Origin of the sequence: Paracoccus sp. PARArs4 (assembly GCF_947311865.1) — a bacterium.
GTDB classification, from domain to species: domain Bacteria; phylum Pseudomonadota; class Alphaproteobacteria; order Rhodobacterales; family Rhodobacteraceae; genus Paracoccus; species Paracoccus zeaxanthinifaciens.
On record NZ_CAMZMW010000005.1, the window covers coordinates 154,998 to 176,872 of the forward strand.

Annotated in this window: 21 protein-coding genes; 9 read left to right on the forward strand and 12 right to left on the reverse strand. The window is 67.3% G+C overall.

Annotated features, from left to right (window positions below):
• From ugpE to QMZ16_RS06060, 7 genes are all read right to left on the reverse strand, one after another.
• On the reverse strand, positions 1-849 hold the full coding sequence (ugpE, locus tag QMZ16_RS06030; protein WP_282602518.1) for a sn-glycerol-3-phosphate ABC transporter permease UgpE: 849 nt from the start codon (positions 847-849) through the stop codon (positions 1-3).
• Entirely contained in the window at positions 849-1,727 is an 879-nt protein-coding gene (ugpA, locus tag QMZ16_RS06035; protein ID WP_216019428.1) for a sn-glycerol-3-phosphate ABC transporter permease UgpA, read from the reverse strand. The genes ugpE and ugpA overlap by 1 nt, the downstream gene beginning before the upstream one ends.
• Positions 1,728-1,798: 71 nt before the next feature.
• Positions 1,799-3,118: a sn-glycerol-3-phosphate ABC transporter substrate-binding protein UgpB gene (ugpB, locus tag QMZ16_RS06040; protein ID WP_282602519.1), complete on the reverse strand. Its 1,320-nt coding sequence runs from the start codon at positions 3,116-3,118 to the stop codon at positions 1,799-1,801.
• Positions 3,119-3,241: 123 nt separating this feature from the next.
• Positions 3,242-4,231 carry a DUF808 domain-containing protein gene (locus QMZ16_RS06045; RefSeq protein WP_282602520.1) on the reverse strand — a complete coding sequence of 330 codons (990 nt, stop codon included), beginning with the start codon at positions 4,229-4,231 and terminating at the stop codon, positions 3,242-3,244.
• Positions 4,232-4,396: 165 nt separating this feature from the next.
• A complete protein-coding gene (locus QMZ16_RS06050; protein WP_245540315.1) occupies positions 4,397-4,909 on the reverse strand; it encodes a fasciclin domain-containing protein in 513 nt (170 codons plus the stop codon).
• A gap of 152 nt (positions 4,910-5,061) precedes the next feature.
• Positions 5,062-5,760 (reverse strand): anti-sigma factor, encoded by a 699-nt coding sequence (locus tag QMZ16_RS06055; RefSeq protein WP_282602521.1) that lies wholly within the window; start codon positions 5,758-5,760, stop codon positions 5,062-5,064.
• Complete coding sequence (locus QMZ16_RS06060) at positions 5,757-6,311, reverse strand: sigma-70 family RNA polymerase sigma factor (RefSeq protein WP_022706548.1); 555 nt, start codon at positions 6,309-6,311, stop codon at positions 5,757-5,759. The genes QMZ16_RS06055 and QMZ16_RS06060 overlap by 4 nt, the downstream gene beginning before the upstream one ends.
• A 129-nt stretch (positions 6,312-6,440) precedes the next feature.
• On the opposite strand from QMZ16_RS06060, the gene cobS reads away from it, so the two are divergent.
• Positions 6,441-7,412 (forward strand): cobaltochelatase subunit CobS, encoded by a 972-nt coding sequence (cobS, locus tag QMZ16_RS06065; RefSeq protein WP_022706547.1) that lies wholly within the window; start codon positions 6,441-6,443, stop codon positions 7,410-7,412.
• A gap of 142 nt (positions 7,413-7,554) precedes the next feature.
• Positions 7,555-8,589, forward strand: a complete 1,035-nt coding sequence (locus tag QMZ16_RS06070) for a Hint domain-containing protein (RefSeq protein WP_282602522.1) — start codon at positions 7,555-7,557, stop codon at positions 8,587-8,589.
• Here QMZ16_RS06070 and QMZ16_RS06075 read toward each other — a convergent pair whose 3' ends face one another.
• Positions 8,590-9,174: an NAD(P)H-dependent oxidoreductase gene (locus QMZ16_RS06075; protein ID WP_282602523.1), complete on the reverse strand. Its 585-nt coding sequence runs from the start codon at positions 9,172-9,174 to the stop codon at positions 8,590-8,592.
• Positions 9,175-9,302: 128 nt separating this feature from the next.
• Between QMZ16_RS06075 and cobT the strand changes: the two genes are divergently transcribed.
• On the forward strand, positions 9,303-11,168 hold the full coding sequence (cobT, locus tag QMZ16_RS06080) for a cobaltochelatase subunit CobT (protein ID WP_282602524.1): 1,866 nt from the start codon (positions 9,303-9,305) through the stop codon (positions 11,166-11,168).
• A gap of 4 nt (positions 11,169-11,172) precedes the next feature.
• On the opposite strand, the gene QMZ16_RS06085 is transcribed toward cobT, so the two are convergent.
• Genes QMZ16_RS06085 through QMZ16_RS06095 form a run of 3 tightly spaced genes read right to left on the reverse strand, consistent with a single transcriptional unit; the run spans position 11,173 to position 14,567 of the window.
• Positions 11,173-12,846, reverse strand: a complete 1,674-nt coding sequence (locus QMZ16_RS06085; RefSeq protein ID WP_282602561.1) for a chloride channel protein — start codon at positions 12,844-12,846, stop codon at positions 11,173-11,175.
• Between the two features lie 51 nt (positions 12,847-12,897).
• The gene (locus tag QMZ16_RS06090) at positions 12,898-13,719 is read right to left on the reverse strand and encodes an NAD(P)-dependent oxidoreductase (RefSeq protein ID WP_282602525.1); all 822 of its coding nucleotides are present in this window, start codon (positions 13,717-13,719) and stop codon (positions 12,898-12,900) included.
• Positions 13,704-14,567 carry a glycosyltransferase gene (locus QMZ16_RS06095; RefSeq protein ID WP_282602526.1) on the reverse strand — a complete coding sequence of 288 codons (864 nt, stop codon included), beginning with the start codon at positions 14,565-14,567 and terminating at the stop codon, positions 13,704-13,706. The genes QMZ16_RS06090 and QMZ16_RS06095 overlap by 16 nt, the downstream gene beginning before the upstream one ends.
• A 160-nt stretch (positions 14,568-14,727) precedes the next feature.
• Between QMZ16_RS06095 and QMZ16_RS06100 the strand changes: the two genes are divergently transcribed.
• From QMZ16_RS06100 to QMZ16_RS06125, 6 genes are all read left to right on the forward strand, one after another.
• Complete coding sequence (locus QMZ16_RS06100; protein WP_282602527.1) at positions 14,728-15,003, forward strand: hypothetical protein; 276 nt, start codon at positions 14,728-14,730, stop codon at positions 15,001-15,003.
• A 150-nt stretch (positions 15,004-15,153) separates the two neighbouring features.
• Positions 15,154-15,951 carry a GH25 family lysozyme gene (locus QMZ16_RS06105; RefSeq protein WP_282602528.1) on the forward strand — a complete coding sequence of 266 codons (798 nt, stop codon included), beginning with the start codon at positions 15,154-15,156 and terminating at the stop codon, positions 15,949-15,951.
• Positions 15,924-16,586, forward strand: a complete 663-nt coding sequence (locus QMZ16_RS06110) for a CPBP family intramembrane glutamic endopeptidase (protein WP_282602529.1) — start codon at positions 15,924-15,926, stop codon at positions 16,584-16,586. Before QMZ16_RS06105 ends, QMZ16_RS06110 begins: the two co-directional genes overlap by 28 nt.
• A 63-nt stretch (positions 16,587-16,649) precedes the next feature.
• The gene (gene aspS / locus QMZ16_RS06115; RefSeq protein WP_282602530.1) at positions 16,650-18,425 is read left to right on the forward strand and encodes an aspartate--tRNA ligase; all 1,776 of its coding nucleotides are present in this window, start codon (positions 16,650-16,652) and stop codon (positions 18,423-18,425) included.
• 65 nt (positions 18,426-18,490) lie between these two features.
• A complete protein-coding gene (locus QMZ16_RS06120; RefSeq protein ID WP_282602531.1) occupies positions 18,491-19,855 on the forward strand; it encodes a DUF1800 domain-containing protein in 1,365 nt (454 codons plus the stop codon).
• The gene (locus QMZ16_RS06125) at positions 19,852-21,033 is read left to right on the forward strand and encodes a DUF1501 domain-containing protein (RefSeq protein WP_282602532.1); all 1,182 of its coding nucleotides are present in this window, start codon (positions 19,852-19,854) and stop codon (positions 21,031-21,033) included. The genes QMZ16_RS06120 and QMZ16_RS06125 overlap by 4 nt, the downstream gene beginning before the upstream one ends.
• On the opposite strand, the gene QMZ16_RS06130 is transcribed toward QMZ16_RS06125, so the two are convergent.
• Positions 21,030-21,710, reverse strand: a complete 681-nt coding sequence (locus QMZ16_RS06130) for a response regulator (RefSeq protein ID WP_051142290.1) — start codon at positions 21,708-21,710, stop codon at positions 21,030-21,032. The two genes, QMZ16_RS06125 and QMZ16_RS06130, sit on opposite strands and share 4 nt — an antisense overlap.
• Between the last annotated feature and the right edge of the window lie 165 nt (positions 21,711-21,875).

The following is a 21,875-nucleotide window of genomic DNA, read 5'->3' on the forward strand; positions in this document are numbered from 1 at the left end:
TTATTTCTCCGTCTCGACAAGGCCCTTCACGAACAGCCGCTGCATGCCGATCACCACCGCGACGGGGGGGATCATGGCCAGCATCGCCGTCGCCATGACAAGGTGCCATTGGGGAAGTCCATCGACCGCGTCGGCCATCCGCTTGATGCCGGCGACGATGGTGTAATAATCGCTGCTGGTGGTGACCAGCAAAGGCCAGAGATACTGGTTCCAGCCATAGATGAAGAGGATCACGAACAGCGCCGCGATATTGGTCCGCGACAAGGGCAGCAGGATGTCGCGGAAGAACTTCATGGGGCCTGCGCCGTCGATGCGCGCGGCCTCGGTCAGCTCGTCCGGGATGGTCAGGAAGACCTGCCGGAAGAGGAAGGTCGCCGTGGCCGAGGCGATCAGCGGGATCGACAGGCCCGCATAGCTGTTCAGCATGCCCAGATCCGCCACGACCTGGAAGGTTGGCACGATCCGCACCTCGACCGGCAGCATCAGCGTGATGAAGATGCACCAGAAGGCCAGCCCCCGGAACGGAAAGCGGAAATACACGATGGCGAAGGCCGACAGGATCGAGATGGCGATCTTGCCGATGGCGATGCACAGCGCCATGATCAGGCTGTTCATCATCATCGTGGCGACGGGCGGCGTGCCGCTGGTGGACACGCCCGCGCCCAGCATCTGGCTGTAATTCTCGACCAGGTGGGGGCCGGGCCACATCGGGATGGTGCCCGACATGAAGTCGGTCGCGCCATGGGTCGATGCGACGAAGGCCACCCAGACGGGCAGGGCCACGACGCAGACGCCGAAGATCAGCGTCAGATGCGCCAGCAGGTTCAGGCCGGGACGGTTCTCGATCATCAGTATTCGACCTTCTTCTCGACATAGCGGAACTGGACCACGGTCAGCACCAGGACCAGCATCATCAGCACCACCGACTGCGCGGCCGAGCTGCCCATGTTCTGCCCCACGAAACCGTCGAAATAGACCTTGTAGACCATGATGTTCGTGGCCTGGGCGGGGCCGCCCTCGGTCGTGGCGTCGATGACGCCGAAGGTGTCGAACATGGCATAGACGATGTTCACGACCAGCAGGAAGAAGGTCGTGGGCGACAGCAGGGGGAAGGTGATGTCGAAGAAGCGGCGCACGGGGCCCGCCCCGTCGATGGCCGCGGCCTCGCGCAGGGATGCGGGGATCGCCTGCAGGCCCGCCACGAAGAACAGGAAGTTGTAGCTGATCTGCTTCCATGCGCTGGCGATCACCACCAGCGTCATCGCGTCGGATTTCGAACTGATGTGGTTCCAGTCATAGCCCACCTGCGCCAGCACATAGGGCATGATCCCGATGGTCGGGTTGAAGATGAACCACCACAGGATCCCCGCGACGGCGGGCGCGACCGCATAGGGCCAGACCAGCAGCGTGGTATAGATGCGCGAGGACCGGATCATCCGATCCACGGCCACCGCCAGGATCAGCGACAGCCCCATCGACAGGATCGTCACCGAGATGGCGAAGACCGCCGTCACCTGCAGCGAATTCAGGTATTCCGCATTCCCCCACAGCTTCTCGAAATTCGCGAGGCCGACGAAACTGGTGCGGGTGCCGAAGGCGTCTTCCCTGAGAAAGCTCTGTCTGACAGCCTGCGCGGCCGGCCACAGGAAGAAGACGAATGTGATGGCAAGCTGCGGGGCCAGAAGAAGCCATGGCAGCAGCTGGTTGCGGAAAATGGTGCGCTTCATCGCGGTCCCCGTTGGAAACGGTCAGGGGCCGCGCGTTGTCCCGCGCGGCCCCGTCCGGTGATGTCGTTGGATTACTGGTTCTGCTCGCGGAACTCTTGCAGCAGGGCGTTGCCGCGTTCGACGACGTTGTCCAGCGCGCCCTGGGCATCCTTGTCGCCCGACAGAAGCTGCTCGAACTCCTCGTCGATGACGCCGCGGATCTGGACATAGTTGCCGAAGCGCAGACCCTTCGAGTTCTCGGTCGGCTCGTTCAGCGTGATCTGCTGCAGGCCGGTCTCGGCGCCCGGGTTCTCGTCATAGTAGCCCTGTTCGCGGGTCAGGTCGTAGGCGGCCTGCGTGATCGGCAGGTAGCCCGAGAACTGGTGCCAGTCGGCCTGCACCTCGGCCGAGGAGAGATAGCTGTAGAAGGCGGCGGCGGCGGCGTATTCGTCATCCGACTTGCCCGACAGCGTCCACAGGGTGGCGCCCCCGATGATCGAGTTCTGCGGCGCACCCTCGACATCGTCGTAATAGGGCAGCATGCCGTAGCCGACCTCGAAATCGGTGGCGTTGGCGATCACGCCCGCGCGGCTGGCCGAGCTGTTCATGATCATGGCGCATTCCTGGCCATAGAACATGGGCGGTGCGTTGTCGCCACCGACCGGGCCGCCATACTTGAACACGCCCTCGTCCGCGAGACGCTTGAGGTTGCCCCAGTGCTTGACCTGCGCGGGACCGTTCACGGTCAGTTCGGCGTCCAGGCCCCCGAAGCCGTTCTCCATCGAGCCGATGGGCTGGTTGTGCCAGGCGCTGAAGTTCTCGGTCTGGATCCAGCTGATCCAGCCGGTGGTGAAGCCGCAGGTGGCCGCGCCGCTGTCGATGATCTTCTTCGAGAACTCTTCCATCTCGGCCCAGGTCTTGGGCGGGGTGTTCGGGTCGAGGCCGGCCGCCTCGAACACGTTCTTGTTGTAGTACAGGATCGGGGTCGAGCTGTTGAACGGCATCGACAGCATGTTGCCGTCGGTATCGGTGTAATAGCCCACGACCTGCGGCAGGAAGGCTGCCGGATCGAAGTCCTGGCCGTGCTCTTCCATCAGCTGGTACACGGGGACGATGGCGCCTTCGGCGGCCATCATGGTGCCGGTGCCGACCTCGAAGACCTGCACGATGGTCGGCTGTTCGCCCGCGCGGAAGGCGGCGATGGCAGCGGTCATCGTTTCCGGATAGGTGCCCTTGTAGGACGGGACCACGGTGTAGTCGTCCTGGCTGTCGTTGAAGCCCTGGACGATTTCCTCGAGCTTGGCGCCAAGTTCGCCACCCATGGCGTGCCACCAGTTGATGGTGGTCTCGGCCGAAGCGGCGCAAGCGGACGCGGCCAGCGCGACCGCGGATACGGTGCTGTAACGGATCATCTGTCTACCCTCCCATTGGGGTTGCCTTGGACTGCGCTCCGCCTAGCGGGCGTGTGCGACAGGCAGGCAAACCTTGGGTGACAGTAATGTGACGATGTGACCTTTCGGTCAATAAATTTCGTTTCAGTTCGTATCGGGGCGGAACTTTGCGATCGCCGGTTTGACGACGTTCGAAATCACGGGATTGACCACGTGGTGCACCACCGGCAGCAGGATCAACCCCAAGATGAGGCCAAGCACGCCGTCGCAGAAGGCGGTGACGAACCACGCGGCCAGGCCCGGCGCCTGGGGCAGGGCCTGGGCCGCGCCTTCGGCCAGGTGGTGGACCATGTCATAGGGCGCGTGCCAGCCCATCTCGTGCAGGCCGTGGACGATGATCTGCCCGCCGACCCAGATCATGGCGGCGGTGCCGACGACCGTCAGCGTGGTCATGAAGCCCGGCATGATCTTGACGATCCCGCGCCCGATGGCCGCCAGAACGCCGCCGCGCTCGGTCGCCAGGTGCACGCCCACGTCGTCGGCCTTCACGATGATCGCCACGAAGCCATAGACCGCGACGGTGATGCCGATGGCGACGATGGCCAGGATCAGCGCCTTGGTCAGCACGCTGTCGGCGGCGGGGATCGTGGACAGCGCGATGGTCATGATCTCGGCCGAGAGGATGAAGTCGGTCTTGATCGCGCCCGCGACGCGCTGCTCCTCCAGCGCGGCACCTTCGGTTTCGGGGTGGGTATGGGTCTTGCTGTCATGCGCGTCGCTGGCGTGGAACAGGCTGGCGACCTTGTGCGCGCCTTCATAGCACAGATAGGCGCCGCCCAGCATCAGCAGGGGCGGAATGGCCCAGGGGGCGAAGACCGACAGCAGCAGCGCGACGGGCAGCAGGATCACCAGCTTGTTGAAGATCGAGCCCTTGGCAATCTTCCAGACGATGGGCAGTTCGCGATCCGCCTTGAAGCCGTGGACGTATTTCGGCGTCACCGCCGCATCGTCGATCACCGCACCCGCGGCCTTGGCACCCGCCTTGGCCGCCTGTCCCGCCACGTCGTCGATAGAGGCCGCGGCCACCTTGGAAATCGACGCGACATCGTCCAGCAACGCGATCAGACCGCTCATGTTCTTACCATCCTTCGTAAACCAGTGGCGACATCGGGTCGCAGTTCAGCAAAGCGTGGCAACGCGCGCAAGGCAAGGCGGGTTCGCGACAAACAGCCATCCGCGCATGAAAAAACGCCCGCGCAGATCCTGCGCGGGCGTCCGCCTTGCGACGTGAATGGGGGATCACATCGCGGGCAGCATCACGGTGTCGATCACGTGCACGACGCCGTTCGACTGGTCCACGTCGGGAATGTTCACCGTCGCGACCGAGCCGTTCTCGTCGGTCAGCTGCAGCGCGTTGTCGCTGTCGCGGATCGTTGCGGTCAGCATGCAGCCGCCAAGCGTCTCGACGGGGTGCGCGCCACCGTCATCGGCGATCATCTTGCCGATCGCGGGCGACATCGCGTCGGCGGACACGACATGGCAGCTGAGGATCTGGACCAGCTTGTCCTTGTTCTCGGGCTTCAGCAGGTCCTCGACGGTGCCGGCGGGCAGCTTCTCGAAGGCCGCGTCGGTCGGGGCGAAGACGGTGAAGGGGCCGGGGCCGGACAGCGTCTCGACCAGGCCCGCCGCCTGCACGGCCGCGACCAGCGTGGTGTGGTCGGCCGAGGCCGACGCGTTCTCGACGATGGTCTTGCTGGGCAGCATCTCGGCGCCGCCGACCATGGTGTTCTGCGCAAGCGCGGGTGCGCCCATCGCGATGGTGGCTGCCAGGACAGGTGCGCCGAACTTGGTGATGCCGTTCATGATGGTTCCTCCGGGTTGGTTGCGGCGCGGTGCCCCGCGCCATCACCACCAAACACGGAAGGGGCGCGGAAAAGTTGCGCCCGACCCGGAAGATTGGTCGATCACATATCCGTGAGGTTTGCGACCGCGATGACCGGACCCGTCGCCTGCCCGGTCGGGGACCCGCCTTCGGGTTCGTCCGACAGCGCGATGCGCGCGCTTTGCGAAGGCTCCAGCCCCTCGGGCAGCATCATCGTCATGTCCCCCTCGCGCGGCAGCACACCAAGCGACACGGGCTCGCTGCCCTCGGCCAGCCACCAGACCTCCCAGTCGCGACCCTCGGCGGGGCTGCCGGACTGCATGGCGATGCGCATCTCGCGGCCGCGCAGGATGGCCTCGACCGCCATGTCGCCCGCATCCGACGCAAGCTCCGCGCGATAGCCCTGCTGCGGGGGCGGGGCGTCCGGGCTGAACAGCACGAAGGCGATGGCCGCGGCGGCGAAGAAGCCCGCGATGACGCCAATCGGGCCGCGCCACCAGGACGCGCCTTCGGTCGGGTCCGTCGCCAGGGGCGCGTCGGCATGGCCCAGGCGTTCGCGGATGTATTGCCGCGCACGGGCGGGGGCCATGACCGGGGTCAGCCCCTCGGCCAGGCCGGCCAGGCGTTCCTGCCATTCGCGGACCGCGGCGGCGAATTCGGGATCGGTGGACAGGCGCGCGACGGCGGCCTCGGCCTCGGGGCCGTCCAGCAGCCCGAGCGCAAGCTCGGCCGCCAGAGCCTCGTCTTCCTGCTGGGCGGTCAGGGGGGTGTCGTCGGTCATTGGCTGACGCAATCCTTCAGCCGCAGAAGACTGCGGCGCAGCCAGCTGCGGACGGTATTGATCGGCTTGCCCTCCTGCTGGGCAAGATCGGCATAGCTGGCCCCCTCCAGGTAGACGGCCCGCACCGCACCGGCCTGCGTGTCGGCCAGCTGCGCCAGGCATTCGTCCAGCAGGCGGCGTTCCTGCGCATGGATGGTCGCGGCCTCGGGGGTGGGGGCGGTCGCGGCGATGGTCGACGCGGCCTCGGCCGGGGCGGTGGCGGGGCGCGATGCCCGCGCGCGCAGCCGGTCGATGGCGCGGTTGCGCGCGATCGTGATCAGCCAGGTCATCGGCGACAGCCCGTTCGAGGCATAGCGCGACGCGCCCTTCCAGATGCGGACATAGACGTCCTGCAGCGCCTCCTCGGCCTCGGGGCGGTCCTTCAGGATCGACAGGACGACCGCGTGCAGCTTGGCCGATGTCGCCGCATAGAGCGCATCGAAAGCCTCGCGATCCCCAAGCGCGGTGCGGGAAATCAGCTGTTCCAGTTCGGTCCGGCGTGTGTCAGTCAATGCGTCGAATTCCCGTGCCTGCACGTTGGGGCGACCTTATGGATGGCGCAAACCCGCGTCAACGAGGCCCCGCTTGCGCATGGCGGAACTTTGCGCGATCAATGCGCGGACCGATGGAAAGGGCTGACGATGCTGGACATGAACGCGAAACCCACCGAAGAGATCGACCTGCGCGAGACGTTCGGTCTGGACAGCGACATGAAGGTCAAGGGCTTTGCCGAGCGCAGCGACCGCGTCCCCGAGATCGACAGCACCTACAAGTTCGATCCCGACACCACGATGGCGATCCTTGCGGGTTTCGCCTATAACCGCCGCGTGATGATCCAGGGGTATCACGGGACGGGCAAGTCGACCCATATCGAACAGGTCGCCGCGCGCCTGAACTGGCCCTGCGTGCGCGTGAACCTCGACAGCCATGTCAGCCGGATCGACCTGATCGGCAAGGACGCGATCAAGCTGGTGGACGGCAAGCAGGTGACCGTGTTCCACGAAGGCATCCTGCCCTGGGCGCTGCGCAACCCGACCGCCATCGTCTTCGACGAATACGACGCGGGCCGCGCAGACGTGATGTTCGTCATCCAGCGCGTGCTGGAAGCCGAGGGCAAGCTGACGCTGCTGGACCAGAACGAGGTCATCTCGCCCAACCCGTATTTCCGCCTGTTCGCAACGTCGAACACGGTGGGTCTGGGCGACACGACCGGCCTCTATCACGGCACGCAGCAGATCAACCAGGGCCAGATGGACCGCTGGTCGCTGGTCTCGACGCTGAACTACCTGTCCCACGACGCGGAAACGGCCATCGTGCTGTCCAAGAACCCGACCTGGAACACCGAGAAGGGCCGCAAGACCATCGGCCAGATGGTCAGCCTGGCCGACCTGACGCGCACGGCCTTCATGCAGGGCGACCTGTCGACCGTCATGTCGCCGCGCACCGTGATCGCCTGGGCGCAGAACGCGCGGATCTTCGACAATATCGGCTATGCCTTCCGGCTGACCTTCCTGAACAAATGCGACGAACTGGAGCGCCAGACCGTGGCCGAGTTCTACCAGCGCCTGTTCGACGAGGAGCTGCCCGAAAGCGTCGCCTCGAAGGCGGTCTGAGCAAGAATCAGCCCCCGGAACGCGATTTTTCGTCGCGTCTTCAACATCGATGGCGCGGCAGCGATTGCTGCGCCACTGTTATTCTGTTTCTGTGCACCCGGAAGCGTCAGGATGGTTGTCGCTTTGGTAGGGAGTATATGTCATGCCTTTCATCACGATCTATGCGCCCTCCGATTTCATCGAGGGTCTTCCGGATGAAAGCAGCGCGGCTGCTGCGGGCACCGCTCCCTTCGCGTTGACGCTGCGTCCGGGCGCCGAGGGCGTCACCATCAACATCGACGACGAAGACGGCCTTCTGGACGAGATCGATACGACCCAGCAGATCGACAGCGAACTGATCCTTGGCGGAACCACCTATGCGCAGGGCACGTCGATCCATTCGGCCTATGATCTGATCAACACGACGACCGGGCATCAGGTCACGTCGGTTCATTTCGGGGGCGATGGCTACCAGCAGGGGCCGGTTCAGGGTCTGGTTTCGACCGTCCCGCTGGAGCCGGGCGTAAGCTATACCTTCGACGTGGAACGGACGTCGTACCTTCAGCCGACGAACACGTATTTCAACTATGTCTCGTGCCTGACGCGCGGCACCTTGCTGCGCACCCCTGCGGGCGAGGTTGCCGTCGAGACGCTGCGCCCCGGCGATCTGGTCGAGACGCTGGACGACGGCCCGCAGCCCCTGCGCCTGATGCTGTCGCGCCGGATCAGCCCGGTCGAGCTTGCGCGCCACGACGATCTGCGGCCCGTGCGCATCGCCGCCGATGCGATGGCGCCGGGGCAGCCCGCCGCCGATCTGCACGTCTCGCCCCAGCACCGGATGCTGGTGCGGTCGCGCGTGGCCGAGCGGATGTTCGGCGGGCCCGAGGTTCTGGTCGCCGCGCGCAAGCTGACCGAACTGCCGGGCATCGACAGCGACGAGCGCGCGACCGAGGTCGAGTATTTCCACCTCGTCTTCGACGATCACCAGGTGGTCTTCGCGAACGGCGCCCCGACCGAGAGTTTCTACCCCGGCTCGATGGGCCTTGCGGCTCTGTCGCCCGAAGCCCTGGCCGAGTTCGAGGCCGTCTTTCCCGATTTCGGCGGCATGCGTCCCGCGCGCCCGATCCCTCCGGGGGGCAGGCAGCGCGGGCTGGTTAGGCGGCATGCAAGGAACGGCAGGCCGCTGAACGAGGGCTGATCAGGCCTCCCGTGCCGTCTTGGTGGCCTTCGCCCACCAGGTCAGATCCTCCAGCAGCGCATCCAGTGACCCCTGCAGGTGATCCTCGATCGCGCCCATCGGGGCGTCTTCGCCCATGGGCGACACCTTCATGAAGTCGCCGCCGCCGATATGGACGGCGCTGTTCAGCGGCACCAACTGCAGTTCGACCGCGATCTGGCGCAGATGCTCGACCGCGCGCGCGGCGCCCACGCCGCCATATCCGACGGCGGCCATCGGCTTGCGGTTCCATTCGACATAGGCCTGGTCCAGCGCGTTCTTTAGCGCCCCGGTGATCGAGTGGTTGTATTCCGCGACCAGGAACACGAACCCGTCGAAGCCTTCCAGCTTCTGCTGCCATGCGACGACCCTCGGATCCTCGGACGGGGCGAAGCGGTTCGATGCCTTCTCGTTGAAGAAGGGCAGGTCCTGATCGCGCAGGTCCAGCAGCTCGAAGTCCAGATCGGCATGGCCCTTCACCTTGTCCATCAGCCATGCGGCGGGCTTGTCGGCAAAGCGGGTGTCGCGGGTCGAGCTGATGATGACGGCGATGCGTGGTTTCTGCATGGTCTCCTCCTTGGGTGCTGTCCATTCGGGGACCAATGCGCGGGGAATGTCGGGGGTTGCAGGGCAGGGGGTCGCATCCTTGCGCAGACCTCTTGCGACCCGCGCGCGGCGGTGGTCTATTCCCAGCCATGAAAAAGTCCGACAACCCCGCCGATCCGTTCAAGAAGGCCCTGTCCGAGGCGACCCGGACGCTGGCCGACGACCGAGAGCTGAACATCACCTTCAGCGCCGATCCCTCGGGGGTGGCGGGCGACACGATGCGCCTGCCGCAGATCAGCCGCCGCCTCAGCCGAGAGGAGATCCTGATCGCCCGCGGCACGGCCGACGCGCTGGCCATGCGGATGCGCCATCACGATGCGGCGACCCATGCCAGGTTCGCCCCCGACGGCCCCATGGCCCGCGAATTGTACGAGGCGCTGGAAACCGCCCGATGCGAGGCGTTGGGCGCGCGCGACATGCCGGGCGCGCTGTCGAATATCGACGTCAAGATCGGTGCCGAGGCCGACAAGAAGGGCTATTCCCAGATCTCGCAGCCTGCCGATGCGCCGCTGTCGGTCGCGGCCGGGTACCTGCTGCGTCAGGCCGCCACGCGCCGCCCCCTGCCGCCCGGTGCGCAGAACGTGGCCGACCTGTGGCGCCCCTTCATCGAGAGCCAGGCGGGCGCGGCCCTTGCCGATGTCGACGAGGCCCTGTCGGACCAGGCCGAGTTCGCGCGGCTGGCGCGCCGGATCATCCACGATCTGGGTTATGGCGACCAGCTGGGCGAAGACCCCGACCAGCCCGAGGACGACGAATCCGAGGAGAACGCCGAGCAGGACGAGGAGGCCGGCGACAACCAGTCCCGCGACGAGGACGAGAGCGACGAGGCCGATGCCAGCCCCGAGCGCAGCCAGGAACAGCAGCAGGACGAACGGCAGGCGCAGGTCAGCATGGACGAATCCTCGGAGGACGAGATGTCCGACGAGGCCGAGATGCCCGATGCCGACACCCCGCCCGACCAGCCGCCCCCCGTCAGCGACGCCGATCCCGGCTACAAGGTCTTTGCCCAGACCTGGGACGAGGAGATCCGCGCCGAGGATCTGGCCGATCCCGCCGAGTTGGAGCGGCTGCGCGCCTATCTGGACAAGCAGCTGGACCCGCTGCGCGGTGCCGTCAGCCGCCTTGCCAACAAGCTGCAGCGCAGGCTTCAGGCCCAGCAGAACCGCAGCTGGGAATTCGACCGCGAGGAGGGCGTGCTGGATGCGGGCCGCCTTGCGCGCGTCGTCGCGAACCCGACCATGCCGCTGTCCTTCAAGATCGAGAAGGATACCGAGTTCCGCGACACGGTCGTCACGCTGCTGATCGACAATTCGGGGTCGATGCGGGGACGCCCCATCAGCATCGCGGCCATCTGCGCCGACGTGCTGGCGCGGACGCTGGAACGCTGCAACGTCAAGGTCGAGATCCTGGGCTTCACCACCCGCGCCTGGAAGGGCGGCCAATCGCGCGAGGCGTGGCTGGCCTCGGGGCGGCCTGCCACGCCGGGTCGCCTGAACGACCTGCGCCACATCATCTACAAGTCCGCCGACGCCCCCTGGCGTCGCGTGCGCCCCAATCTGGGCCTGATGATGAAGGAAGGTCTGCTGAAGGAGAATATCGACGGCGAGGCGCTGGAATGGGCGCATCGCCGCATGGCCAAGCGGTCCGAGGCGCGCAAGATCCTGATGGTCATTTCCGACGGGGCGCCGGTCGATGACAGCACGCTGTCGGTGAACGCGGCCAATTACCTCGAACGCCACCTGCGCGACGTGATCGCCATGATCGAACGTCGCCGCGCGGTCGAGCTGCTGGCCATCGGCATCGGGCACGACGTGACGCGGTACTATGAACGCGCGGTCACGATCACCGATGCCGAGCAGCTGGCAGGCGCGATCACGGAACAGCTGGCCTCGCTGTTCGACGCCGATCCGCGCAAGCGGGCGCGGGTGATGGGCATGGCCTCGCAGCGGCGCTGAGGGGTCAGCCGTGTTCCTCGGCGGCGGTGTCGCACAGGGCCTGGTTGAAGGCCCGCAGCGCATCGACGTGATGGACGATGCCCACGATCCGCAGCGGGCCGTCTTCCTCACCCGGCGCGGGGTCCGCGACGACGGGCAGGAAGGCCGAACCCTCGCGCTCGAACCGGGCCAGCGCCACGTCGAGGCGGCTGCCTTCGGGCAGTGACAGGCCCTGTTCGGCCAGGTTGCGCAGCAGGTCGGGCGAAGGTGCGCCCGCGCCGTCCGGGGTCCGCATCACGGGGGTGATCCGCAACTGACGCGGCAGCCAGTCCTGCGGCCCCTCGGCCAGGCGGATGCCGCGTCGTTCCAGTTGCGTCAGGAAGAACGACCGCTTGACCAGCCGCGATGCCAGCGCCGAGCTGAGCGAGACCGAGGTCATCACCGCCAGCCCCGTCTGCCAGTCGCCCGTCAGTTCGAACACGATCAGCGCGGTCGATATGGGGGCGCCCAGCACGGCGGCGCCCACAGCACCCATGCCCGCGAAGGCATAGATGTTCACCTCGCCCGAATACTCGGGCGCGATCGAGGTGGCGATGATCCCGAAGGCCAGCCCCGTCAGCGACCCCATCACCAGCGCGGGCGAGAAGACGCCCCCGCCCATGCGCCCGCCAAGCGTGATCGCGACGGCGACGGCCTTGACGACCGCGAAGACCAGCGCCTCGGTCAGGCCGATGCGGCCCGACAGGGCGGCGGCGGTGGTCTCGTATCCGACGCCGATGATATGCGGAAAGGGGATTGCGATCAGCCCGAGCGCCAGCCCCGCCAAGGCCGGGCGTGCCCAACGCGGCCAGCCCAGCCGCGCCATCGCCCGCGCGGCCAGCCGGTCCGCCCCGAAGATCCCGCGCATCATCGCCGCCGCCACCAGCCCCGCGATCAGGCCAAGCGCCATGAAGGCGGGCAGCTCGACATAGAAGGCGAGGTCCACGGCCTCGTTCAGGCGAAACTCGGTCAGGCCGCCGAATTGCAGGCGGTTGATGACGGTGCCCGCCACGGCGGAAATCGCGATGGGCGCGAATGCGTGGACGGCGAAATGGCGCAGCACGATCTCGTGGGCGAACAGCGCCCCCGCGATGGGCGCGTTGAAGCTGGCGGCGACCGCGCCCGCGACGGCGCAGCCCAGCAGCTCGCGCCCCGTGATCGGGCTGGCCTTGATGCGGTCCGCCACGCTGGTCGAGATGACGCCCGCCAGGTGGACGACCGGCCCCTCGCGGCCCGAACTGCCCCCGGTGCCAAGCGTGATCAGCGATGCCAGCGCCGAGGCCAGCCCCTCGCGCTTCTCGACGCGGCCGCCATCGAGCGCCGCCCCCTCGATCACGTCCGAGACCGACCTGACGCGCCCGTCCGGCGTGAACCGGTCGAGGATCAGCCCGACGGCAAGGCCGCCGAGGCAGGGCACGACCAGCACCCAGTACCAGGGCAGGCTGCCCGCCGTGCTGGCCAGCGTCAGGTCGTCCGCCCCATAGATCGCGCGTTGCAGCGCCGAGATGCCCAGCCGGAAGCCCAGTGCCGCGACGCCCGCGCCGATCCCGATCAGCAGGGCCAGCACCCAGAACTGCAGCTGGCTGGGGCCGCGATCGCGCATGATGTGCATGGCGCGTCGCATCCTGCGGCGCAGCGGGCGAAGCAGGCGGGCGGGCATGGTCGGTCGTGTCCTGTCTGGCATGGTGGGGCCTTCCGTCGCCCAAGCCGATCACAGATTCGTGGCAGCGTCCAGAAGGCGCGGGATTTCACGGCGCAACCCGTCCAGTCCGCGTGGCCGCCAGCCCGCATGACGCAGGAATGCGCAGTCGAGGACCCTCAGCGTGTCCGCATCGGCGGCATCGGGCAGCGGCAGGTCGCGGCCCAGCACGTCGTTCACCATGCCCAGCAGGACGCGGCGGTCCAGCGCGATGTCGCTGGCATTGACGGTGGCGGGCGGGCGGGGATGATCCAGCAGCAGGATCAGGGCGGCGGCAAGATCCTCGGCGTGAAGCTCGGTCCCGATGCGGGGCGCGACGGGGCGCTGCGCAAGATGGTCGCGAAACAGCGCGGTCCATTTCATCGCCGGACCCGGCCCGTAGACGCCCGTCGCGCGGATCGCGCAGCCCGTCAGCGGAAGGTTGGACAGGTGCTCCTCGGCGCGGGCCTTCACCTCGCCATATAGGCTGGTCGGGCGGGCGGGCAGGTCGTCGGGCAGCAGCCCCGCCGGATGGCCGTCATGGACCGCCCGCGACGACAGGAACAGCACGCGCCCGACGCCCGCCCGTGCGGCATCGTCGAACAGCCGCCTGCTGCCGTCCAGATTGGCCGTGACGAAGCCCTGCGGATCGTCGCCCTCGCCGCCGCGATACCGGCCGGGCGCATGGGCGAAGGCGCAATGGACCAGCGCGTCCTGCCCCCTCAGCGGCGCGGGCAGGCCCAGCCGCCAGCCGCTGTCGCGGTCCAGAACCGTTACCGCGTGACCCGCCGCCAGCAGCGCCCTTCGGGCAAAGCTGCCGACGATGCCGCCGGCCCCCGTCAGCGCGACCCGCATCGGGCCCCCGGCGCGGGCATCCCCGACAGGTCGGGCATCGGGCCGCCATCCGCGATCTGGCGCCACAGGTCGATCAGTGGGCGCAGCCGGTCGGCCTTGTCGTGATCCTGCCACGGTTTCTCGTACTGGAAATGCAGGACGCGGATGTGGTCCCAGCTCCACAGCTCGGGCATGGAGAACCAGGCGTATTGCAGCATGTTGTGATGCACCGACAGCCCGTGCCAGTCGGGAAAGAAGTCCTGCAGGAAGGTCTGGTCCGTGCGCCGCCAGAAGATGCCGGGCCGGTCCAGATGCGCCATCATCGCGGCGAATGTCGCGGGATCGGGTCGCGCCGTGAAGATGCCCGAGTTCATGCGGTGGAACCCGTCCAGCCCGTCATAGACATTGGGCGCGGCGCAGAACTCGGGCATCCCGAACAGCTTGTCGATATTGCGCAGCACGATCGCGTCCGCATCGACGAAGACGACGCGGCGATAGTCCAGCTGCCACAGCCGCAGCTTGATGAAATTGTCCAGCGGCGTATGGAAATCGGGCTTGCCGCCCTTGGTGAAGGCCGCGCGGGCATGCAGCGCGTCGCGGGCATGCGTCCGGTCGAATTCCTGCGAGGTGGGCAGCAGCTGCGCCCGGACCGTCCTTGCGCCAAGCGCGCGCAGCGATGTCAGCGCGTCCTCGGGCAGGTCGCGGTGCAGCACCACCATGTCGGCCTGCGATCCGACCAGCCGCAGGGACCGCAGCAGCGCCAGCGCCCCCGGCAGATAGGCCTCGTTGCTGACCAGCGTGACATAGGCGCGATCGCTGCGGGCGGGGCCGTCGGGGATCAGTCCATCGGGCAGGGGCGTTGGGGTCATCCGTTGTCCTTGCATCGCTGCGGGCATCGTTCGGGTCGCGCCAAGATGTGACAGCATGCGCGCCCGCGGCCAAGCCCCGATACGTTCCGTCGCAGGCGGGGCGCGGGAACCGCGCGGTTCAGGCGGCGTTGGCTTGCCAAGTAATCGAAGGGAATTCCCGATGTCCTACAACAACGAAGAACCGCCGCAGGCCGCGCGGCGTCACAAGCCCGCTGTCATCGCCATCGTGGCGATGCTGGCGGTCGTCCTGATCCTGACGCTGGTCATGCGTCCCGGCACCGAGGATTCCGAGGATACCGGCATTGCGACCACCGCGCCCCCCGCCGAAACCCCGGTCGAGGATGCCGAGGGGAACGGCGATGCGCCGACGCCCACGGCCGTCCCCGAGGACGGCGATCCCGATGCGGGCGATGCCGCGCCCGAGCCTTCGAACTGACCATCGGCGGGCCCCCGCGGGCCTGCCTCAACTGACGAGTTCGTGATCCCCGCCCTGCCATGACAAGTTCTCACGCATTTGAGATAACCGACCGAACCGGTGCGTCATGCGCCGGACAAACTCTGGATCGGGAAAGAGGTCGGGGCAGGGATGAAAACCTTCGGAAAACTGTTGATCGCATGCCTGGCGCTGTCGCTGGCGGTGTCATGCGCGCGAACGCCGCCAAGCGGCGGCGGATATCGCAACGCACCGGGGCCGGGCGCGAATTCGCAGCTGGGCGACCGCGCGCCGCACGATTGGGACTATGCCGCGCCCTATGGGCACCAGGTCCACGGGATCGACATTTCCCGCTGGCAGGGCGATATCGACTGGAACCGCGTGCGCGGGGCGGGGATCAGCTTCGCCTTCATCAAGGCGACCGAGGGCGGGGACCATCTGGACCCGAACTTCCACCGCTACTGGCGCGAGGCGGGGCAGGCGCGCATCCCGCGCGGGGCCTATCACTTCTACTATTTCTGCCGCTCGGGGGCGGAAAACGCGGCATGGTTCATCCGCAACGTCCCGCGCGAGGCCGGTTCGCTTCCGCCCGTGCTGGACATGGAATGGTCGCATTCGCGGACCTGCCCGCGCCGTCCCTCGGCATCCGAGATCAAGCGCGAGGCCGAGGTGTTCCTGCAGATCGTGGGGCGTCACTACGGGCAGCGGCCCATCATCTATACCACGGTGGATTTCTACCGTGACAACCGGATGGGCGACATGCGTGCCGAGTTCTGGCTGCGCTCTGTCGCCAATCACCCCAGCCGGATCTATCCGGGTCAGCGTTGGGGCTTCTGGCAATATACCGGCACCGGGATCGTCCCGGGCATCAAGGGCGATGTCGATCTGAACGCCTTTGCCGGTTCCGCAACGGATTGGGCAAGATGGTTGCAGACACGAATGGTGCGGTAGTCACGCATCGCTGGCTGAGGATCGAGTTCACGGCGCTCTATTTCGGGGCGCCGCTGGCCATGGCGGTGTTCCTGCCGCCCGGGCGCCTGTTCCAGGCGCTCGCGCTGTTCAGCCTTGCGGGCATCGCCCTTCTGTACGTGACCGGCGGCTTCCAGTGGCGGACCCTGATCCGCGGCTGGCGCCGCCTTCCCTGGCTGGAGATCGGGGGCATATCGCTGGCGACCCTGCTGGCGGGCTGGGCGATCCTTGCGACGCTGCAGCCCGACGCGCTGTTTTCGCTGATCCGCCAGCGCCCCGAATTCCTGCCCTTCATCTGGGTCTTCTATCCGCTGCTGTCGGCCCTGCCGCAGGAGCTGATCTTCCGCCCGCTGTTCTTCCATCGCTATGGCGCGATCCTGCCCGAGGGGCAGGCCGCGATCGCGCTGAACGCGGCCGTCTTTGCCTTTGCCCACCTGATGTACTGGTCGCTGATCGTGGCCGTGATGACCTTCGTCGGGGGCTGGATCTTCGGGCGCGCATATCTGCGCCACGGCTTCCCCTCGGCCTGGGTGCTGCATGCTGTGGCGGGGAACGTGCTGTTCGCGGTTGGGATGGGGGCCTATTTCTATACCGGCAACGTGGTGCGGCCCTTCTGAGCGGTTGACTTCCAGCCTTTGGCGCTGTTCATGCGGGGGCTGAACAAACCCGAAGGACCGACCATGCACGCCTATCGCAGCCATACCTGCGGCGATCTGACTGCCGCCAACGCCGGTGAAACCATCCGCCTTTCGGGCTGGGTGCATCGTGTGCGGGACCATGGCGGCGTCCTGTTCGTCGATCTTCGCGACCATTACGGCATGACGCAGGTCCTGGCCGACAGCGACAGCCCCGCCTTCGCCGCGATGGAGAAGCTGCGCGCCGAAACCGTCATCCGCATCGACGGCCGCGTGAAGCTGCGCGACGCCAGCCTCGTGAACCCCAAGCTGCCCACCGGCGAGATCGAGGTCTATGCGACCGACCTGGAGGTGCTGGGCGCCGCGGACGAGCTTCCGCTGCCGGTCTTCGGCGATCAGGATTACCCGGAAGAAACGCGCCTCGCGTACCGCTTCCTCGACCTGCGCCGCGAGAGCCTGCACAACAACATCATGCTGCGTTCGCAGGTGATCCGGTCGATCCGCAACCGCATGTGGGACCAGGGCTTCACCGAATTCCAGACGCCGATCATCACGGCCAGCAGCCCCGAAGGCGCACGCGACTTCCTGGTGCCCTCGCGTCTGCATCCGGGCAAGTTCTATGCCCTGCCGCAGGCCCCCCAGCAGTTCAAGCAGCTGATCATGGTCGCGGGCTTCGACAAGTATTTCCAGATCGCGCCCTGCTTCCGCGACGAGGATCCGCGCGCCGACCGCAGCCCGACCGATTTCTACCAGCTGGACCTGGAAATGTCCTTCGTGGACCAGGAGGACGTCTTCGCCTCGATCCAGCCGGTCGTGCAGGGCCTGTTCGAGGAATTCGGCAAGGGCCGCAAGGTCGATACCGAATGGCCGCGCATCCCCTATGCCGAGGCCATGCTGAAATACGGCAGCGACAAGCCCGACCTGCGCAACCCGATCGAGATGCAGATCGTCAGCGAGCATTTCCGCGGTTCGGGCTTTGCGATCTTCGCCAAGCTGCTGGAACAGGACGGCACCGAGGTCCGCGCCATTCCCGCGCCGACCGGCGGCAGCCGCAAGTTCGCCGACCGCATGAACGCCTTCGCGCAATCGCAGGGCCTGCCCGGCATGGGCTATATCCTGTGGCGCAAGGACGATAACGGCCAGATCGAGGCCGCAGGCCCCGTCGCCAAGAATATCGGCCCCGAGCGGACCGAGGCGATCCGCCAGCAGCTGGGTCTGGGCATCGGCGATGCCGCGTTCTTCCTTGGCGGCAAGCCCGAGGCGTTCGAGGGTGTCGCGGGCCGCGCCCGCAACGAGATCGGCCGCGAGCTGGGCCTGACCGACGAGAACCAGTTCAAGTTCGCCTGGATCGTCGATTTCCCGATGTACGAGAAGGACGACGAGGGCAAGATCGACTTCAGCCACAACCCGTTCAGCATGCCGCAGGGCGGTCTGGACGCGCTGAACGGCGATCCGCTGGCGGTCAAGGGCTTCCAGTACGACCTGGCCTGCAACGGCTACGAGCTGATCTCGGGTGCGATCCGGAACCACAAGCCGGAAATCATGTTCAAGGCGTTCGAACTGGCCGGTTACGGCGCAGACGAGGTCGAGAAGCGCTTTGGCGGCATGGTCAAGGCGTTCCGCTATGGCGCGCCCCCGCATGGTGGCTGCGCGGCCGGCATCGACCGGATCGTGATGCTGTTGGCGGATGAACAGAACATCCGCGAGGTCATCATGTTCCCGATGAACCAGCGCGCCGAGGACCTGATGATGGGTGCCCCGTCCGAACCCACCAACGAGCAGATGCGCGAGCTTCGCCTGCGCGCCCTGCCGAAAGAGTGATCTGACAGGCGGGCCCCCTTCGTGCGATGTTGCCGCAAGGCAGCATTCACGACGGGGCCCGCCGCATGATACCTTTCGATCAGCTTGCCGCGATCCGGCTGGGCTTCGGCCTGTCGCCGCGGCAGGCCCTGCCCGACACGCCTCAGGCCCTCATGGCCGAGCTTGCGGCCTCGACCCGCGCGGGCGAACTGACCACCGACCATGTCAGCACGATCATCGCCGAGGGCCGCGATCTGCGCCGCGCGTTCCGCAATGGCGATGCGGCGGCCAAGGAGCCCCTTCGCGTCCATCGCAGGCAGGCGCGGCAGCGTTTCCATGCCGCATTCCGCGAACGCGTCGCGCGCGCCGTCGATGCGCCCTCGGGGCTGGGAGAGCGGCTGGTCTGGTTCTGGGCCGACCATTTCACCGTCGAAGGGGCCGACATCTATCAGGATCTTCTGTGCGAGACCTTCGTGGACGAGGCGATCCGCCCGCATGTGAACGGTCGCTTCGCGCAGATGATGTTCAAGGCCGAGACCCATCCCGCGATGCTGCGATACCTGGACCAGGTGCGCTCGGTCGGGCCGGGCAGCGCGCTGGCCCAGAGGCGTCCGGCCAAGGGCTTCGGCCTGAACGAGAACCTTGCCCGCGAGATGCTGGAGCTGCACAGCCTGGGCGTCGGCGCCGATTACAGCCAGCGCGACATCGAGCAGCTGGCCGAGTTGCTGGCGGGCCTGTTCTATGGCCCGAAGCAGGAAAAGCTGTTCCTGCCCGCCCGTTCGGAACCCGGCCCCGAGACGGTCCTGGGCGTCGAGTACGGCACCGAGGGTCGCGGTCGCCTGCAGGACATCCGCGCGGTGATCGACGATCTGGCGGTTCATCCCGCGACGGCTGCGCATCTTGCGCGCAAGATGGCGGTGCATTTCGTATCCGACGATCCGCCCGCGGGGCTGACTGACAGGCTGACCGCAGCCTATCTGGAAAGCGATGGTGCGCTTGCGGCCATGAACCGCGTGCTGGTGCGTGCGCCGGAACTGCGGGACGGCTTCCGCGCGAAGATGCGCCAGCCCTTCGATTATATCGTGGCGGGTCTGCGGGCACTGGGGCTGACGGGCGACGATATCCGCGCGCTGGACGACCGCCAGACCCGGGTGAACCTGATCGAGCCGCTGAAGCTGATGGGCCAGCCCTGGGGCGTGCCGGGCGGGCCGGACGGCTGGCCCGAGGACGCTGCCGCCTGGGCCACGCCTCAGGGATTGGCCGCGCGCATCAACTGGTCGATGGCCACGCCCCGCCGCCTGCTGGACCGCCTGCCGGACCCCCGCGACTTCGCGGCGACCGCGCTTGGCGACACCGCGTCCGAGCCGCTGGCATGGGCGGTCCCCAAGGCCGAAAGCCGGGTCGAGGGCGTGGGCATCGTGCTCGCCTCGGCCGATTTCAACCGGAGATGAGACCGATGGATCGTCGCCTTTTCCTCAGGCATGCCGCGCTGATCGGCTGTTCCGCCGCCGCCAGCCCGTTGATCACGCCGATGGCCTTCGCCTCGGCCCCCGGCGACAACCGGCTGGTCGTCATCGTGCTTCGCGGTGCGATGGACGGGCTGGATGCGTTCCAGCCCTATGGCGATCCCGACCTTGCGGGGCTGCGCAGGACGATTTCCTTGGGCCCGGATCACGGTGCCCTCGATCTGGACGGGTTCTTCGCGCTGCACCCGGCGCTGTCGGGGCTGATGCCGCTGTGGCAGGCGGGGCAGCTGGCCTTCGCGCCCGCCGTCTCGACGCCCTATCGCGACAAGCGCAGCCATTTCGACGGGCAGGACATGCTCGAGGCGGGGACGGGCACCGATGCCCCGATCCGCAACCAGACCGACGGCTGGCTGAACCGCCTGCTGCAGCAGATGCCCGACCAGTCGTCGCAGACCGCCTATGCCGTCGGAGGAGAGCGGATGCGTATCCTCGACGGGGCCGCCGACAGCATGAGCTGGTCGCCGCGTTCGACGCTGAACCTGTCGCCGCAGGCCGAGCGGCTGCTGGCCCATGTCTATCACGACGATCCGCTGCTGCGACATTCCAGCGAACAGGCCATCGCCATCGCCGAAGGGCTGTCGCCCGACATCCTGTCCGAGGGGCGCATGTCCGAACACCTGGAACTGGCCCGGTTCACCGCCGACCGCCTGAACCGCGAGACGCGGATCGCGACCTTCTCGATCTCGGGGTGGGACACGCATGCGGCGCAGGCCAACACGCTGAAACGGGCGCTGACCCAGCTGTCCGAGGCGATCCTGACCCTGCGAGATGAGCTGGGCCGCAACTGGGACACGACGACCGTCATGGCGATGACCGAGTTCGGTCGCACGGCGCGCGAGAACGGGTCCGCCGGAACCGATCACGGCACGGGCGGGGCGATGCTGGTGGCGGGCGGCGCCGTCCGGGGCGGTCGCGTGCTTGGCGAATGGCCGGGCCTGGCCGAGGGGGATCTCTATGCCGGGCGGGACCTGATGCCCGTCCGCGACATCCGCGCCTATGCCGCCTGGGCCATGCACCAGAAGTTCGGCATCGCGAGATCCACGCTGGAGGGCGCGATCTTCCCCGGGCTGGACATGGGCGGCGACCCGCGCCTGCTGGCCTAGAAGCCCGCCACGCGGTCCAGCCGGTCCTGCACCATGCCGCTGATCCGCACGAGGTCGCTTGCCACCGCGTTCCCCGCCATGTGGTCACGCGCAAGCTCGGACGCGGCCTGTTCCAGCGCGCCGTCGCGCGCCGAACGCGCGACGCTGGCAAGGAAGCGCGCGATATAGTCGATCGAGCCGGTGTCCCGCGCCGAAGACAGCACCTCGGCCACGTGATTCAGGTCGTCGCGCAGGCCCGATTCATCGGGCTGCACCACCTCGGTCGGCAGGGCGCGGGGGGCCATGCGCGACATTTCCGGCGGCATTGCCCGAAGGATCGTCTGCTGGAAGACCGCAAGGCTTTCGACCGGCTTGGCAAGGAACCCGTCGGCGCCCGCGCCGATGGCGGTATCGCGCCCGTCGGGATCGCCCGACATGCCGAGGATGACCGGAATGCGCGGCTCGGCCGCGGTCAGAGTGGCGATCAGGTCGGCGCCGTTCCCGTCGGGCAGCCCCAGATCGACGATGGCGACCATCGGGCTGTAGCTGCGCAGATGGCGCGCGGCCGATCGCAGGCAATCCGCGCGCCTGATCCGTGCGCCGGATCGCAGGCACAGAAGGCGCACGGCCTCGCTCGCGAACCTCGAATCCTCGATCACCAGCACGGTCAGGCCCGTCAGCGGGCGGTCGGGCTGCATCAGCCGCCATTTCGGCAAGGGCTGGGCGGTGTCGGCCTTCTGTTCCGTCAGCATGTCGCAATCCCCCTTGGGCTTCTTCGTCCGGACTAGCAAGGGAATCGCTAAGGATCGGTTAATCGCGCAGCTTTTCCTTTCACCCATCCGCCGTTCGCCCTAGTAATCGGT

Coding starts and splice junctions, on each gene's coding strand:
- ugpE (WP_282602518.1), bottom strand. CDS start 849: ATGATCGAGAACCGTCCCGGCCTGAACCTGCTGGCGCATCTGACGCTG.
- ugpA (WP_216019428.1), bottom strand. CDS start 1,727: ATGAAGCGCACCATTTTCCGCAACCAGCTGCTGCCATGGCTTCTTCTG.
- ugpB (WP_282602519.1), bottom strand. CDS start 3,118: ATGATCCGTTACAGCACCGTATCCGCGGTCGCGCTGGCCGCGTCCGCT.
- QMZ16_RS06045 (WP_282602520.1), bottom strand. CDS start 4,231: ATGAGCGGTCTGATCGCGTTGCTGGACGATGTCGCGTCGATTTCCAAG.
- QMZ16_RS06050 (WP_245540315.1), bottom strand. CDS start 4,909: ATGGGCGCACCCGCGCTTGCGCAGAACACCATGGTCGGCGGCGCCGAG.
- QMZ16_RS06055 (WP_282602521.1), bottom strand. CDS start 5,760: ATGACCGACGACACCCCCCTGACCGCCCAGCAGGAAGACGAGGCTCTG.
- cobS (WP_022706547.1), top strand. CDS start 6,441: ATGCTGGACATGAACGCGAAACCCACCGAAGAGATCGACCTGCGCGAG.
- QMZ16_RS06070 (WP_282602522.1), top strand. CDS start 7,555: ATGCCTTTCATCACGATCTATGCGCCCTCCGATTTCATCGAGGGTCTT.
- QMZ16_RS06075 (WP_282602523.1), bottom strand. CDS start 9,174: ATGCAGAAACCACGCATCGCCGTCATCATCAGCTCGACCCGCGACACC.
- cobT (WP_282602524.1), top strand. CDS start 9,303: ATGAAAAAGTCCGACAACCCCGCCGATCCGTTCAAGAAGGCCCTGTCC.
- QMZ16_RS06085 (WP_282602561.1), bottom strand. CDS start 12,846: ATGCCCGCCCGCCTGCTTCGCCCGCTGCGCCGCAGGATGCGACGCGCC.
- QMZ16_RS06090 (WP_282602525.1), bottom strand. CDS start 13,719: ATGCGGGTCGCGCTGACGGGGGCCGGCGGCATCGTCGGCAGCTTTGCC.
- QMZ16_RS06095 (WP_282602526.1), bottom strand. CDS start 14,567: ATGACCCCAACGCCCCTGCCCGATGGACTGATCCCCGACGGCCCCGCC.
- QMZ16_RS06100 (WP_282602527.1), top strand. CDS start 14,728: ATGTCCTACAACAACGAAGAACCGCCGCAGGCCGCGCGGCGTCACAAG.
- QMZ16_RS06105 (WP_282602528.1), top strand. CDS start 15,154: ATGAAAACCTTCGGAAAACTGTTGATCGCATGCCTGGCGCTGTCGCTG.
- QMZ16_RS06110 (WP_282602529.1), top strand. CDS start 15,924: ATGGTTGCAGACACGAATGGTGCGGTAGTCACGCATCGCTGGCTGAGG.
- aspS (WP_282602530.1), top strand. CDS start 16,650: ATGCACGCCTATCGCAGCCATACCTGCGGCGATCTGACTGCCGCCAAC.
- QMZ16_RS06120 (WP_282602531.1), top strand. CDS start 18,491: ATGATACCTTTCGATCAGCTTGCCGCGATCCGGCTGGGCTTCGGCCTG.
- QMZ16_RS06125 (WP_282602532.1), top strand. CDS start 19,852: ATGAGACCGATGGATCGTCGCCTTTTCCTCAGGCATGCCGCGCTGATC.
- QMZ16_RS06130 (WP_051142290.1), bottom strand. CDS start 21,710: ATGCAGCCCGACCGCCCGCTGACGGGCCTGACCGTGCTGGTGATCGAG.